General features: G+C 38.2%; 14 protein-coding genes and 1 pseudogene. 13 read left to right on the forward strand and 2 right to left on the reverse strand.

The genetic code is table 11. From position 1 onward, the window contains the following. Positions 1 to 12: 12 nt before the first annotated feature. The 5 genes and pseudogenes from BMZ22_RS08045 to BMZ22_RS08065 all read left to right on the forward strand — a co-directional run bounded on the left by BMZ22_RS08045 (position 13) and on the right by BMZ22_RS08065 (position 3,826). The gene (locus tag BMZ22_RS08045; protein WP_090084126.1) at positions 13 to 1,629 is read left to right on the forward strand and encodes an amidohydrolase; all 1,617 of its coding nucleotides are present in this window, start codon (positions 13 to 15) and stop codon (positions 1,627 to 1,629) included. 200 nt (positions 1,630 to 1,829) lie between these two features. Continuing rightward, entirely contained in the window at positions 1,830 to 2,222 is a 393-nt protein-coding gene (gene panD, locus BMZ22_RS08050) for an aspartate 1-decarboxylase (RefSeq protein WP_090084128.1), read from the forward strand. A 275-nt stretch (positions 2,223 to 2,497) separates the two neighbouring features. Continuing rightward, a pseudogene (locus BMZ22_RS08055) lies at positions 2,498 to 3,193 on the forward strand (tripartite tricarboxylate transporter substrate binding protein). Between the two features lie 57 nt (positions 3,194 to 3,250). Next, the gene (locus tag BMZ22_RS17375) at positions 3,251 to 3,538 is read left to right on the forward strand and encodes a tripartite tricarboxylate transporter permease (protein WP_281242079.1); all 288 of its coding nucleotides are present in this window, start codon (positions 3,251 to 3,253) and stop codon (positions 3,536 to 3,538) included. A 12-nt stretch (positions 3,539 to 3,550) separates the two neighbouring features. Next, on the forward strand, positions 3,551 to 3,826 hold the full coding sequence (locus BMZ22_RS08065; protein ID WP_090084131.1) for an Ldh family oxidoreductase: 276 nt from the start codon (positions 3,551 to 3,553) through the stop codon (positions 3,824 to 3,826). A 45-nt stretch (positions 3,827 to 3,871) separates the two neighbouring features. On the opposite strand, the gene BMZ22_RS08070 is transcribed toward BMZ22_RS08065, so the two are convergent. Beyond that, positions 3,872 to 4,591, reverse strand: coding sequence for a GntR family transcriptional regulator (locus tag BMZ22_RS08070; RefSeq protein ID WP_090084133.1), 720 nt, complete (start codon positions 4,589 to 4,591; stop codon positions 3,872 to 3,874). 354 nt (positions 4,592 to 4,945) lie between these two features. Here BMZ22_RS08070 and BMZ22_RS08075 point away from each other — a divergent pair, with 354 nt between their 5' ends. From BMZ22_RS08075 to BMZ22_RS08110, 8 genes are all read left to right on the forward strand, one after another. Beyond that, the gene (locus tag BMZ22_RS08075; protein WP_090084136.1) at positions 4,946 to 5,605 is read left to right on the forward strand and encodes a helix-turn-helix transcriptional regulator; all 660 of its coding nucleotides are present in this window, start codon (positions 4,946 to 4,948) and stop codon (positions 5,603 to 5,605) included. 12 nt (positions 5,606 to 5,617) lie between these two features. Further along, positions 5,618 to 5,992 (forward strand): Rid family detoxifying hydrolase, encoded by a 375-nt coding sequence (locus tag BMZ22_RS08080; protein WP_090084139.1) that lies wholly within the window; start codon positions 5,618 to 5,620, stop codon positions 5,990 to 5,992. A 62-nt stretch (positions 5,993 to 6,054) separates the two neighbouring features. Further along, positions 6,055 to 7,293, forward strand: a complete 1,239-nt coding sequence (locus BMZ22_RS08085) for a threonine synthase (protein ID WP_090084142.1) — start codon at positions 6,055 to 6,057, stop codon at positions 7,291 to 7,293. Positions 7,294 to 7,479: 186 nt separating this feature from the next. Then, entirely contained in the window at positions 7,480 to 8,685 is a 1,206-nt protein-coding gene (locus BMZ22_RS08090; RefSeq protein ID WP_177183386.1) for a M20 family metallopeptidase, read from the forward strand. A gap of 275 nt (positions 8,686 to 8,960) precedes the next feature. Next, positions 8,961 to 9,932, forward strand: a complete 972-nt coding sequence (locus BMZ22_RS08095; RefSeq protein WP_090084147.1) for a tripartite tricarboxylate transporter substrate binding protein — start codon at positions 8,961 to 8,963, stop codon at positions 9,930 to 9,932. A 236-nt stretch (positions 9,933 to 10,168) separates the two neighbouring features. Then, the gene (locus BMZ22_RS08100; protein WP_090084149.1) at positions 10,169 to 10,642 is read left to right on the forward strand and encodes a tripartite tricarboxylate transporter TctB family protein; all 474 of its coding nucleotides are present in this window, start codon (positions 10,169 to 10,171) and stop codon (positions 10,640 to 10,642) included. 148 nt (positions 10,643 to 10,790) lie between these two features. After that, positions 10,791 to 12,281, forward strand: coding sequence for a tripartite tricarboxylate transporter permease (locus tag BMZ22_RS08105; RefSeq protein WP_090084152.1), 1,491 nt, complete (start codon positions 10,791 to 10,793; stop codon positions 12,279 to 12,281). A 553-nt stretch (positions 12,282 to 12,834) separates the two neighbouring features. Next, positions 12,835 to 13,104: a hypothetical protein gene (locus tag BMZ22_RS08110; protein WP_090084155.1), complete on the forward strand. Its 270-nt coding sequence runs from the start codon at positions 12,835 to 12,837 to the stop codon at positions 13,102 to 13,104. 110 nt (positions 13,105 to 13,214) lie between these two features. Here BMZ22_RS08110 and BMZ22_RS08115 read toward each other — a convergent pair whose 3' ends face one another. Then, complete coding sequence (locus BMZ22_RS08115) at positions 13,215 to 13,862, reverse strand: excalibur calcium-binding domain-containing protein (RefSeq protein ID WP_090084158.1); 648 nt, start codon at positions 13,860 to 13,862, stop codon at positions 13,215 to 13,217. Between the last annotated feature and the right edge of the window lie 58 nt (positions 13,863 to 13,920).

Consider the following 13,920-nt stretch of genomic DNA (forward strand, 5'->3'; position numbering starts at 1 on the left):
GAGTATTCCGAGATGAAGAGAATATATTACGGCGGCGATATTGTAACAATGGAGAACGAAGTAGAAACTGCAGAAGCAGTGTTAATTGAAGACGGCTTAATTAGAGAAGTCGGAAGTCTAGACGCATTTGAATCATACATGAATGATCCGGCCATTGAAAAAGTCGACTTAAAAGGGAAGACATTGCTGCCGGGGTTCGTTGATCCACATGGTCATTTGTCCATGATGGGACCACTGGCAACAATGGCTGATTTAAAAGAATGCGAAAGCTTCAATGATATTCAGGACACCCTTACCAGCTACATAAGCAATAAAGGGTTAAATGAAGGAGATTTGGTTGTTGGCTTTGGATACGATCATAATTTCCTAAAAGAAGCGACCCATCCGTTAAAACACATCCTAAATGATGTATCGGAAGAACATCCGATTCTCATTTTTCATGCATCAGGACATATGGGGGCTGCGAATGATGCCGCACTAAAAATGGCTGGAATTGACGAAAACACACGCGATGAAGAAGGTGGCCGTATTGGTCGGGTTGAAGGCACAACCGAGCCCAATGGTTATTTAGAAGAAGGCCCTCTGATGGCGCTGCAGAGCACCATCTTTGCTGATATCGATATGGATCAAGTTCAGTTAGCCAACCTCGGACAGCAAATTTATATCCGAAATGGCATCACAACTGTACAAGACGGCGCAACTTCAAGCGAAACCCTGAAGCTTTTTAAAACGTTATCTGACGAGGGTAATTTGAAAGTGGATGTGGTTACGTATCCGCTTGTAGCTGAAAATCCCGATGACATGAAAAATAACGAGGCGTATGCCAAAAACTATTACAACCGTTTAAAGATCGGTGGTTACAAAATGTTCTTGGACGGCTCCCCACAGGGCAAAACGGCATGGATGACGGAGCCTTATGAAGGGGAAGAGAGCTATCGTGGCTATCCATGGTACGAGGATGAACAAGTAAAGCAGTATGTAACGAAAGCCGTTAATGACAATGTGCAGTTGCTTACCCACTGTAATGGTGACGCTGCATCTGATCAGTTGTTAAAAAGCTACGAGGCTGCATTGCAGGAATCGGACAATCCGAATAAAGATAATTTACGTCCGGTGATGATTCACTGTCAAACGGTCCGTTATGATCAACTGGACAAAATGGCTGAGTTAGCGATGATACCTTCAATATTCGTCCCTCACACATATTTTTGGGGTGATGTCCATTTGAAAAACTTGGGACCAGAACGCGGGAATCGTATAAGTCCTGCTCGGTCAGCTTTTGATCGGGGGCTTGTGGTGAACTTCCATCAGGATCCGCCCGTCGTAAAACCTGATATGCTTCATACAATATGGTGTGCCGTTAACCGAATCACACGAAAAGGCGTTAACATAGGACCTGAAGAATGCGTTTCTGTTTATGAAGCCTTGAAGGCTGTGACAATCAATGCAGCTTATTCGTACTTTGAAGAAGACCGAAAAGGCAGTATTAAGCCCGGAAAACTTGCTGATTTTGTTATTTTGGATCAAAACCCGCTTGAAGTGGATAAAATGAATATAAAAAATATACAAGTTTTACAAACTATTAAAGAAGGCGTGACTATTTATAGTTCAGAAGTACTTGCTAAATAAGTAGTTGATTTGGCCCTGCAGGAGAAATGCTGTGGGGTTTTTTTGTGGCTTCTGTTAACTAGCGATCTATGTTTGGTAGGAAGTGTAGCATCAAAGTTGTTGGCAATTACAACAAACTGGTACGAACATTCCTACCTTATTGAAACCGCTTCATTTGCTATTTATACTAAAGAGGGAATTAACATGAGGAGGAATATTTTATGCAGCGATTGATGTGTAAAGGGAAACTTCATAGAGTGCGTGTCACAGAAGCCGATCTTGATTATGTTGGCAGTGTGACAATAGATGAGAAGTTTATGAAAGAAGCGGATATTAAGCCATATGAAATGGTACAGATAACAAGTTTGAAAAACGCGACCAGATGGAAAACCTACGCGTTGCCTGCACCTGAGGGGTCCAAGAAAATTTGTCTCAATGGTCCGCCGGCACACCTATTTTCACCTGGAGACATTGTCATCATTTTAAGCATGGCGCAAATGAACGAAGAAGAAATTGAAAATCTAAGACCTAAAGTCGTTTTCTTTGATGAGAATAACGATATTACAAATATTGAAGAACATGACCTTCTTTTACCTGGTGATATTAAGGTATAATTCCAACTGATTTTTGATCGGTTGGAATTGCCGGTTGATACCTCAAAAGATTGGAGGAGAAGTATGAAAAATAAAATCCTTTTTTTAATCAGTATAATTTCTGCTTTAATACTCCTAACTTCATGTGGAGAAAATGCCGACGGATCTGGAAATGCAGATAACTATCCGTCAGATTCGATTACATACAGTATCCCTTTTGACCCGGGGGGCAGTCAGATGTTGAGGCCAGACGCCAACAACCCTATCTGGAGGAAACTTTAGGCGAGGATGTTGTTATTCAATACAAAGCTGGCGGCGGCGGTTCGGTAGGCTGGAGTGAACTGGTCAATAAAAATCCAGATGGGTATTTCATCTCCGGGATTAATATACCGCACATCATCTTGCAACCATTGGCAAATGATGATACAGGTTACAAGACCGAAGATATCGTGCCAGCAGCTATTTTTCAAGCAACACCAATCGGCGTAGCTGTTTCCAAGGATAGTGATATTGAATCATTTGAAGACCTTGTGAAAAAGGCCAAAGAATCTCCTGGTTAGATAACGGCAGCCGGTTCAGGAACGTATTCAGGTCACCATATTACGTTGCTGCAGTTGCAGGATTTAGCAGGTGTTGATTTACAATACGTGCCGTTTGATGGGGCCGCATCGTCCATCCAGGCATTTCTTGGGGGGAATGCCGAAGTAATTTTTGGCAACTCCAGTGATTTGATTAAGCACAAAGATGATATGAAAATACTTGCGATTGGGTCAGAAGAGACGTTTAAGCCACTGCCGGATGTGCCGACATTTAAGGAACTGTTTTACGATATGACAGCCGGTATTGATCGTGGCGTCGCTGTACCGCCTGAAACAAATCCTGAAACCATCAAGAAGCTGGAAAAGGCATTTTTAGACATCCTTGATGAAGAAGGCGTTGAAGATGAAATGTATGAAGAAGGTTTTGAGCTCCATCTTCTTTGGTGTATTTAACATCTATGACTGTATTATTCTGATCCTTGCAAAAAAATATTATCAATTGCCTTCAACATTTTCGAGAATTCGGCTGGACTCCTCGTTTTTCTTATCAATATATTCGAGGACGGAAAAGTCCTTTCCATTCCGGCACCATATCTGGCACCGTCGATTGTCTTTCTTACGATTATAGGGTCGTATGCGATCCGTAATAATTTCCTGGATGTAGCACTGCTGATTGGCTTTGGTCTTTTGGCATATGTGATGAAAAATGCCGGCTTCAATCCGGCTCCAATTGTGCTGGGACTGATTCTCGGACCGATAGCTGAACGGGGACTTGCCCAATCCATGCTGTTGGGATAAGTATCCGGCAATGTGTTTGCACTATTTTTCTTCGTAATGCGTGCTGATATTTTTGAAGAAATGGATACATTCAAAAAGAGAATGGATTGCATGGCAGCAGAAATTAAACAGATACCGGTAGCCAAAGGTTTCGATAGAATTTATTTACCGGGAGAAATAGAAACAGAACGAGAAAGAGAGCGGCTGGCAAGCGGTATCCCTTTGACAAAAGAAACAGCTGATGAACTTCAGGCTGTTGGAGAAGCTTATGGTGTAACACCTCGATTGATGGATTTAGTGCAAAAATAAATGAACAGGCCTATTAAACTTATTTTCGTTTAATAGGCCTGTTCATTATTTTTTCCTCAATAGTTTAATATTAAATGAATACATATCTGATCGATAGGATGCCAATTCGTATTCGATAAAATTACCATTTACATCCTTAAGGTTTCTTTCGGCAACAAGCATGCTGGTGCTTACAGTCGTTCCTAACAGTTTTGCATCCTCTTTGGAAATTCGTTCTGATCTAATATTCTGATCAGCTTCGATTGAAAGCACACCCAATTCCTGTTCAAGCAGATCGTATAATGACACCTTATTTAAGTCATATTTCATAATGTTTTTGCCGATACCAACTGGGTAATAGTTGTTTTCGACCCCGATAGGTATGTGGTCAGCGTAGCGTACCCGCTTAATATGAACAGCTTTAGCCAGGCTGGTCTTCTTCTGCAGTTGCTTTGGTAATTGAATACTCTCTGCTCTAATGAGCTTTGCGCCCGGTTCCATTCCCATGCGCTCGATGGTTTCTGACGTACTACTAAGGCTGCCCAGCCAGTCATTTATCGGCTTTAATGCGACAAATGTGCCTCTGCCGGGCTTTTTTTCAAGTGTCCCGTCGCGGGTGAGTGCGTCAATTGCTTGTCTGACAGTACTGCGACTGACATAATATTCATCAATAAGCTCGCGCTCGCTGGGGATTTTGCCGGTATAAACCCCATCCATTATTTTTTCTTCAATTTGTTCTTTCAGCTGCAAATAAAGTGGAATTGAATTCGTATAGTCCAGTGCCATGAGAACCCCTCGTTAGTATGAATTTTACATATCTAAATCTAATAAATACAGTTTAACATAAAATAGAGTGGGGAGTTATAAAGAGCTGGATGTCTGTCATGTGTTGACCTCTGTCATTCTTTAAAAGTGATAGACAATAAAGTTTACTTTTTTATTGTCACTTCCTGATTTTGTTTATTGCAGACTAATAATGTTAGGATTGGCAGTCAATCATAACTCATTATATTTTAAGTATTAAAAAAAGTTTATATTTAAAATATTATTGTAAATTCAAAATAATTTTGCTATTATAAAATGTAAGCGGTTTATAAAGCGCGATTAACTAATTGATAAAGGTGGATGGGAGCGTTATTTATGGATCGTCAAGATGAAATAATTTTTAGTCAGGCGATACGAACTGCTGATATTTTGGTAGAAATGTTAGGGCCCAAATGTGAAGTGGCGATACATGATTTCAGTAATTTGGAAAGGTCACTTATTTATTTAGCAGGAACGTTAACTAATAGGAGAATTGGTTCACCTATTACCGATCTTGTACTGAAGGAGTTGCAAAGAGAGCAAGATGGAGCTCAGGATTTTGCAAATTATAAAACCGTTTCCAAAGAGGGGTTAGTTATGAAGTCATCCACTGTTTTTTTAAGGAATGATAGTAATAAAGTGATTGGAGCCCTATGCATGAACATAGATATCAGTTTAATGATACAAATTGGGGGGGAAATACAAGATTTCATTACTTTTGACAGTGGGATAGAAGACAATAAAGAAAGCTTTCACACCACAGTCCACGAAGTTATTGGTGACATGACTACAGAAGCCTTGAGAAAATTCCATAAAGCAGCAACCTTGCTTGAGAGAGATGAAAAAATTGATGTGATAAGAGAACTTGAGAAAAAAGGAGCATTTTTGATAAAAGGTTCTACTGAATACGTAGCAAGTGTAATGGGGGTGTCAAAATATACAATCTATAATTACTTGCAAAAAGTGCGTACGGAAGTAAATTTGAACAAAACTTAGGAGATGATAAAAATGGATAAAAAAATTCAAACAGAAAAGGCCCCAGCAGCAATTGGAGCATATTCCCAAGCAATTGAAAAAGATAATTTACTTTTTGTTTCCGGTCAATTGCCGATTAATCCCGAAACAAATCAAATGAGTGAAGATATTAAAATACAAGTGGAACAATCACTGAGAAATATAGAATCTATTTTAAAAGCTTCTAATATGACGCTAGAAAACGTCGTTAAAAATACAATCTTTGTTACTTCATTGGAACAAGCACTAGAAATTAACGAAGTATATAGTGAGTTTTTTGAAAGTTCACAACCAGCACGTGCCATGGTAGGAGTAAAGGAGCTTCCAAAAAATGCGCTAGTAGAGATTGAGTCCATTGCAATGCGTTAAATTATTCGGAATAAAATGTAAATTAAAATGGAAGCACTATAGAATATAGGAGGTTTTTAATTATGGCATTCAGTTATGTATCCCATTTATACTGCCCGAAATGTGAAAATACTTATAATGTAGAAGAACTAAATCAATTATGTGAATGCGGCTCCCCACTTCTTGTAGCGTATAAAATGAATAAATTAAAAGAGAATTTTAAAGCGTCCGACCTACTTCAAAGACCAACAGACTTGTGGCGTTATCATGAGCTTTTACCAGTTCAGGCCAAAGATAATGTTGTGACATTAGGTGAAGGATTCACTCCTATTGTGGGGATGAGTAAAACTGGGAAAAATATGGATATTCCTAACCTTTATATGAAAGATGAAGGGATGATTCCCTCCGGTTCCTTTAAATCACGTGGTGCGGCCGTGGGCGTCTCCAAAGCAAAAGAGTTAAGTGTAAAAGAACTTGCCATGCCGACAAACGGAAATGCAGGTGCAGCTTGGTCGTTATACAGTTCTCAAGCTGATATTGCTGCAACAATTGTCATGCCGGTAGATGCACCAGAAATCACAAGAAAAGAATGTATTGCAGCAGGAGCTTCTTTATATTTAGTGAATGGTCTCATTGGTGATGCAGGAAAAATTGTTGGGCAAGCAGTAAAAGATTATGAGTTGTTTGATGCTTCTACGCTAAAAGAACCATACCGTATTGAGGGTAAGAAAACAATGGGGTTGGAAATTGCGGAACAATTTAATTGGGAAGTCCCTGATGTGATTCTTTATCCCACAGGTGGAGGTGTTGGTCTGATCGGAATCTACAAAGCATTGCAGGAACTGCAAGAGCTTGGGTGGGTCAGTAAAGATAAAATGCCGCGCCTAGTTGCGGTGCAAGCAGAAGGGTGTGCTCCAATTGTGAAAGCTTGGGAAGAAGGAAAATCTTATGCTGAACCATGGGAAGATGCGGAAACCATTGCATTTGGTATAAATGTGGCAAAAGCACTTGGAGACTTTTTGATTCTGGATGCAATCCGGAAAACAGAAGGCTGTGCGATTTCCGTAAGTGACGACACCTTACTGAAAGAATTAAAGACTGTGGCTTCAGAAGATGGCGCGTTTGTTTGTCCGGAAGGCGCAGCTGCATTTGCAGCAGCACGGAAGCTGCGTGAAAATGGGTGGATTAAACATGATGATAATGTTCTTGTCTTAAATACAGGGGCAGGGATTAAATATCCGGAAACAGTCGGGGAAGAAGCCCCTGTACTAGAAATTGGTGAGAGGATTTTAAGAAACTCAGCATTTCACTATAAGACATAATATTAAATAAAATTAGCTGATTTATCCGTGGTCTATTCACCCCCTTGAAGCTAGCCAGAAAAAGTTTAGTAACTTATTACCAAAAGTAGGGGCTTGTGCTTTTCTTGTTTGCTCTTGCTTCTCAACTCTAGAAATTACTCAATAGTATTAAATAAAATAGTACTTTATGGCATTGGAGATGATAGTTTGGAGACAAATGAAATTATACAAAAGCTAAATGTGATAGTTGAGGAAAAAAAAGATCAAATTTTATCGGATTTAATTACCTTTATTCAGTATAACACTGAAAATCCACCAGGTAATGAAAAACATCTGGCCAATTTTATTGCACATAAAATGCATAGAATTGGGGCACATGTGGAATTTGAAGAAGTTTTTAAAGAGCGTCCTAACGTACTGTGTAGTCTTAAATTTTCAGATAATGGACCCTCTTTTCTGTGGAACAGCCATATGGATACTGTGCCAGTAGGAAATATTCCATGGAACTTTGACCCCCTAGAGGGGAAAAAGGATAGCAATTTCATCTATGGTCGTGGAGCAAGTGATGCTAAAGGAAGCCTTGCAGCAATGATGGCTGCAGTAGAAATCCTTAAAGAATTAGATCTTCCACTGCGTGGTGAGCTTTTATTTACTCCTGTAGTTTCAGAAGAAAGGGGAGGTGAAGGGACGGATTACTTCGTTAAGAAGGGAATGGCTGGAAGGGCCCCAATAGCAGCAGTGGTAGGTGAGCCAACAAAATGTCAAATTGCCTTAGGTAATAGAGGGAGCAATCGACGCAAAATAATTGTTAAAGGGGTCGCAACACATTCTTCTAATCCAGATAAAGGCAAGAATGCAATCTATCGTGCTTCCAAATTAACACTTGCCATTGAAGAATTGCATGAATCTCTAAAAAATAAAGAGAAAAATCCTTATTTGGGTAGCCCAGTTGTGAGCGTCAATATGATTAAGGGGGGTGTCGAGCATAATGTAGTGCCAGATCAAGCAGAAATAGTGGTAGATCGCAGAAGAATTCCTGGTGAGGGTGAAAATCAGCTAGACGAAGAGATAGAACAAATTGTAGAACGAATTAGGCAAACAGATCCCACTTTTGAATACGAGATTGTTAATTTGAATATGGATAAAAATCCTGCTATGACCAATGATTCACATTTTATTGTTGAGAAATCCGCGAATACTATTTATGAACTTACCGGAAGAAAAGCATCTTTAACTGGTATTAAGGCTGGAACGGATATGACAAATCTAAAGAATGATGGAAATGTGCCAAGTATTATTTATGGACCAGGAGATATGGGTGTTGCTCATACTGTGGATGAATTTGTACCAATAAATGAGGTTTTGGAAGCAGTTAAGTTTTACGTACTACTTGCAACGAAGGTCTTAAAATAGTTATATGAAAGCTGTTAACCGTAAAGTAGCTAGGGTTTGATTAGTTACTTTAATTGTAACAGAAATTAGATTCTTTATTCTTGAGCTTCTATGCTGGTTCTTATTTTTGAAAACAGATACAAAGCAGTTTGTGCAGTTAGTTAAAAATACCTTTTAAAAGACGAGTCTCAATTTAAGCTTATTTAATCACAGCCTATAATTTATTTAAGTTAAACAATAAGGTGAATACTGGAACTCAAACAAGGCATTTATTATATAGAGGGAGGAACTTAAGTATGAAGAAATTACTACTTATAAATTTGGCAGCATTTTTGGCAATTTTTTTAGCAGCTTGTGGAAATGAAAGTAGCGGAGCAGAAAGTTATCCTAATAAACCGATTGAGCTGATTGTACCATATGCACCCGGAGGAGGAACAGATTTAGGAGCTCGTGAGCTGGAGCCTTATATAGAAGACGAATTGGGAGTTAGTATTGAAATTATAAATAAAGAAGGTGCAGGAGGCTGGGCAGGTTGGACAGATTTAATTAATGCTAATCCTGATGGATATACACTTGGTTATTTAAATACCCCGAACCTTACAACTGGATATTTAAACCCAGAATTAGAAAGAGGTGAAGATTTAGACAGTTTTTCTTATATATCTAATCATGTTAGCGATCCATTGGTGCTTGCAGTAAATAAGGATGACGATAGGTTCGAAACAGTAGAGGACTTTATTGAATATGCTAAGGAAAATGAAGTAACTACAAGCTCACAAAAAGTCGGGAGTTCTGAACATGTTGTGAGCCTTAAAATGAATGAAGAGCTAGGAACAAATATTGGTATAGTTCAATATGAAGGTGTACCTGAAATTAGGTCAGATCTTATGAGCGGAGACATAGACTCTTCCATAATAGCACTAAATGCTGTATATAATGCTGATAAAGAAGCCATAAAACCTCTGGCAATTTTTAGTGAAGAAAGATCCGAATTTCTACCGGATGTTCCAACTATGGAGGAATCAGGATATGAAGGTTTAAATGCAAAAATATATAGAGGAATTGGCGCACCTGCAGGAGTCGATTCAGAAAAAATTAGTATTTTAGAAGAAGCATTTAAGAATGCTATTCAAAATGAAGAACATCAAGAGTCGATGAAGAAAAATGCTGGTATAAAACCTGAATATCAGGATAGCGAGGAATTTCGTCAAACATTAGAAGGAGAAGAAGAAAAATACAAAGAGGTATCAGATCTTTTAGGATGGTAAATTTTCATCAAGATAGACAGACATGATTTATGAAACAATCGATTGGTGTTTTAGGGTGTTAGTAATTCAGGAGTTTTTTGGTATAGAAATATGTAAATTTAGAAATATTGGGTGTGGGGCATGTCTGATACACTCTATTAACTTCAGTATATCATGACATGTCCTTTTTTAGGTGGCTTACAATCTAGAAACCTTAAATGAGAAAACATTAATCTATTGAGGGAGATCGATATATTATGACGATTAAGTCGCAGACTAATCTTCTAGTTAGTGCTATAGTTTTAATAATTTCCATCTTTGTTTTCATTTCAACATTTAATATAAACGGAGGAGCAGCCTATTTTCCTTTTGGGCTTAGCATTCTTTTAGGTCTTTTATCCATAATATTGATGGTAAATTCACTTGAATTTGTGAAAATAAATAAGCATTACTTAAAAGACAACGTTACGAAGAGAGATAATCCTTTTTATGGCCCATCTTTTAAAAGGGCTCTGGTTGCTGGATTGATGAGTACTGTATATGTAGTCTTGTTTAATTATGTTGGGTTTATTATATCCACTCTCCTTTTTATTCCTTCATTTTTCTTATTTATGCAAATAAAAGGTTATTTAAAATATATATTTATTACGCTTGGGTTCATTATATTTATATATATAATTTTTGTGACAATATTAAGAGTCTTTTTACCTGCTGGAATTATATTTGATTAAGAATAAAATAAAAAATAATTTTATTTTCTATTTATCAAGTAGTTTAAGTAATATCATTATCAGCGGAATAACCAGAAATAAATAAAATCCACCACCTAATATTTAACATACAATTTCAAATACTATAAAAGGGGAGAGCTTGATTTTTATGGATATTATAAGTCAAGTAATTAATAACTTTACAAGTATAGATACAATATCTGTATTGCTCATAGGGGTTGTTGCTGGACTGGTCATAGGAAGTATTCCAGGAATGACATCTACGATGGCAATTGCTTTATTGATTCCTATAACTTTTAATATGGATAGCACAAATGGTCTAATAATGCTAGTGTCGGTGTACACGGCTGGAGTGTATGCTGGAAGTTTGCCTGGTATATTACTTAACACGCCTGGAACACCTTCTTCTGCAGCTACAGTATTAGATGGATATCCTTTAATGATGCAAGGTGAAGGAACTAAAGCTATAGGAATAGCGACTATTGGTTCGGTCGTTGGTGGATTATTCAGTGGCGTTGTCCTTTTATTTCTAGCGCCAATTCTTGCAAATATTTCGTTATTATTTAGTGCACCGGAATATTTTTTAATTGCTGTTTTTGGTCTTACCATCATAGCAAGCTTATCTGAAGGATCAGTTATTAAAGGGCTTATGGCAGGCACTTTTGGATTGCTTTTAGGAACAGTCGGTATTGATCTTATGACCGGCGTCCCAAGGTTTACATTTGGAAGCGTAGCTTTGGAAGGAGGTATATCACTTATCCCTGCTTTGATTGGATTTTTTTCAATTTCGCAAGTTATGATGTTGTCAGAAGAAAAAGGAGGAAACAAAAAATTATCCGAAAAAGGAGTAAAAGGAAATGTGCTGCCAACTAAAAATGAATTTTCTGAAATGGTCCCCTCATTAATACGCTCTCCTATAATTGGTGTACTTGTAGGTATGTTGCCAGGAACTGGAGGAGATATAGGTTCTTGGATGAGCTATAATGAAGCTAAACGTTTTTCTAAGAATAAAGAAAAATTCGGGAAAGGATCTATTGAAGGACTTACTGCCTCTGAAACAGGCAATAACGCAACAACTGGAGGTTCCATTGTTCCTATGGTAACTTTAGGCATCCCCGGCAGTGCTGCTACTGCCGTATTATTAGGAGGGATAATTTCTGCTGGATTAACACCTGGCCATGAATTATTTACTAAGCATGGGGATGTTGTATATTCTATGATTGTCGGCTTCTTTATTGCAACTATACTTATGGGTGTTATTGGTTTGTTAAGTGCAAAACATATTTCTAAAGTAATTAATGTGCCAACAGGAATTGTAGCCCCATTAATTGTTTGTTTTGCAGTTGTCGGTTCTTATGCTATAAACAATAGTATTTCTGATGTTTGGATAATGTTAGTGGTTGGTATTATGGGCTATTTTATGAGAAAAACTGGTTTTCCAGTAGCTCCTATAGTTTTGGGTTTAATTCTTGGTCCGATAGCAGAAGAAGGATTCAGACAGTCGTTAAGCATGACTTCTGATTCTATAATTATATATTATCTAAGTCGTCCTATTTCTGTAACATTAATAATTTTAACTGTATTTTCTGTGATAGTACCTGTCTATAGAAACTTCAAAAATAAGAAAGATACAAATTGAGTATTGTAGTAGGTTTTACCAGGTTTCCAAGTAGTTTTTACCACTTAGTACGCAAGAGTTTATCAATATTTGAAGATTGGCTTATCATCAATAAAGGGCAATGGACGCGACTTATATATCATCAGTTCATGCCCTTTTTAGTAAAACTTCTTAAGTGCATGGTAGCTATTGATTGCTACAATCCCAAGACAAAAACCGGAATTTTTTACGCATTGAGACAGCTATCAATAATATTATATTATGGATAATCTACTCAATATAGCTTCCGTCAGTCCCCTTTTCTAGATTTTCATACCAACCTTCTATCAATTTCTCCTGTTAAGGCGGGTGCCTTCCAGTTCCCGTTTTTTTCGTTTTATCTCGAATGAAAATATTATATAGAAGCCCCTATTCTTTTTGCAAGATATAAGTCATTCAGCAGCCTTCACATGAATCGTTTGTAAAAAGACCCGACCCTAAAAAGCAGTATAATGATTAATTTAGATTTCATACTATTCATGAATCGATCCTTGTGGTAAAGTTATAACAATCTATTAATAAAGAGGGTGCTGAAATGGAGTGGAAAATGCCGCCTAGAAAAGGAAGGTATAAACTTGTTGCCACTGTGAAATTGCCAGACGATATTGGCCTGATTGTGCTTTGCCCTGAAACGAAACATTACTACTGGAGCGATGTCAAACGTATGCCGGATTGTGAGATCAAGGACTATTTCATGTCAATGCGGGAGGATATAGAAGCCGGTGCATTTGATGATCGATTGCTGGACAAACACCTATTGAATCCAGAAGCACCGGCCTTGGATAAAGAAGGCGAAGACCTGTAATTAGGACACATGCGGTTACATATCCCCCTCGCGAGTATAATATCCTTGCGAAGGGGATTAGCGTTAAAAAGGAAAATGTCTATAGTATTTTGATCGGCTAGAAACAGGATCTATTCACAGCCAATGCCATCACCGTCTCGATCAAGGTGGGAAGCATAACCTGGATCGCCGGCATAGACAGGTGCTGCACCGGCATTCCTGGCTTCGGTACAGTTCTCGTAATACGTATTGCTCGTGCTATTGCTGCTTGTGCTGGCGGAAGACGTATTTGATGATGCAGGCTCTGCAGAAGCAATCGTAGCCTCCAAGTCTTCAACATTAGCTTGTAATGAAGCATTTTCGTCCTGGAGCTCTTCAATTTCGCCAGTTTTGTCTTCCAGTTCAGCATTCAGATCATCAATTTTGCTTTCCGATTCACTAAGTTCGCTTTCCTTGCTTTCCAGCTTATCGTCAACTGCTTTTTTATTTGAAGTGAGTTCTTCTAATTCTGATTTTAGCGAATCATTCGTTTCCTCAAGCGACTGAATTTGACGTGTCAGTTCTTCGTTTTTTTCGATTTCCTGATTGAGTTTAGCGGTGGTGCCGCCATCTGTAAACGCGTCGCCCATTACCATCAGAATAAGCCCGCCGATGAGAAGAGGATAAAACAGCTTTTTTGATAGGATTTTATCTTTAAATTTAATTTTTCGTATTAGGTGATAGGTAAGATAGATTAAAGCAGCTGCGAAAGCGATGAAACCAATGGCAACTAGCATCATAACCAAAACCCCCTGTTAATAATGTTTGAAAAACAAATCGCTGTGAAGTCAGTACCGG

It is taken from the genome of Lentibacillus persicus, from assembly GCF_900112705.1.
Taxonomy (GTDB): Bacteria; Bacillota; Bacilli; order Bacillales; family Amphibacillaceae; genus Lentibacillus; species Lentibacillus persicus.

Coding starts and splice junctions, on each gene's coding strand:
- BMZ22_RS08110 (WP_090084155.1), top strand. CDS start 12,835: ATGGAGTGGAAAATGCCGCCTAGAAAAGGAAGGTATAAACTTGTTGCC.
- BMZ22_RS08045 (WP_090084126.1), top strand. CDS start 13: ATGAAGAGAATATATTACGGCGGCGATATTGTAACAATGGAGAACGAA.
- BMZ22_RS08075 (WP_090084136.1), top strand. CDS start 4,946: ATGGATCGTCAAGATGAAATAATTTTTAGTCAGGCGATACGAACTGCT.
- BMZ22_RS08080 (WP_090084139.1), top strand. CDS start 5,618: ATGGATAAAAAAATTCAAACAGAAAAGGCCCCAGCAGCAATTGGAGCA.
- BMZ22_RS08070 (WP_090084133.1), bottom strand. CDS start 4,591: ATGGCACTGGACTATACGAATTCAATTCCACTTTATTTGCAGCTGAAA.
- BMZ22_RS08100 (WP_090084149.1), top strand. CDS start 10,169: ATGACGATTAAGTCGCAGACTAATCTTCTAGTTAGTGCTATAGTTTTA.
- BMZ22_RS08095 (WP_090084147.1), top strand. CDS start 8,961: ATGAAGAAATTACTACTTATAAATTTGGCAGCATTTTTGGCAATTTTT.
- BMZ22_RS08115 (WP_090084158.1), bottom strand. CDS start 13,862: ATGATGCTAGTTGCCATTGGTTTCATCGCTTTCGCAGCTGCTTTAATC.
- BMZ22_RS08105 (WP_090084152.1), top strand. CDS start 10,791: ATGGATATTATAAGTCAAGTAATTAATAACTTTACAAGTATAGATACA.
- panD (WP_090084128.1), top strand. CDS start 1,830: ATGCAGCGATTGATGTGTAAAGGGAAACTTCATAGAGTGCGTGTCACA.
- BMZ22_RS08085 (WP_090084142.1), top strand. CDS start 6,055: ATGGCATTCAGTTATGTATCCCATTTATACTGCCCGAAATGTGAAAAT.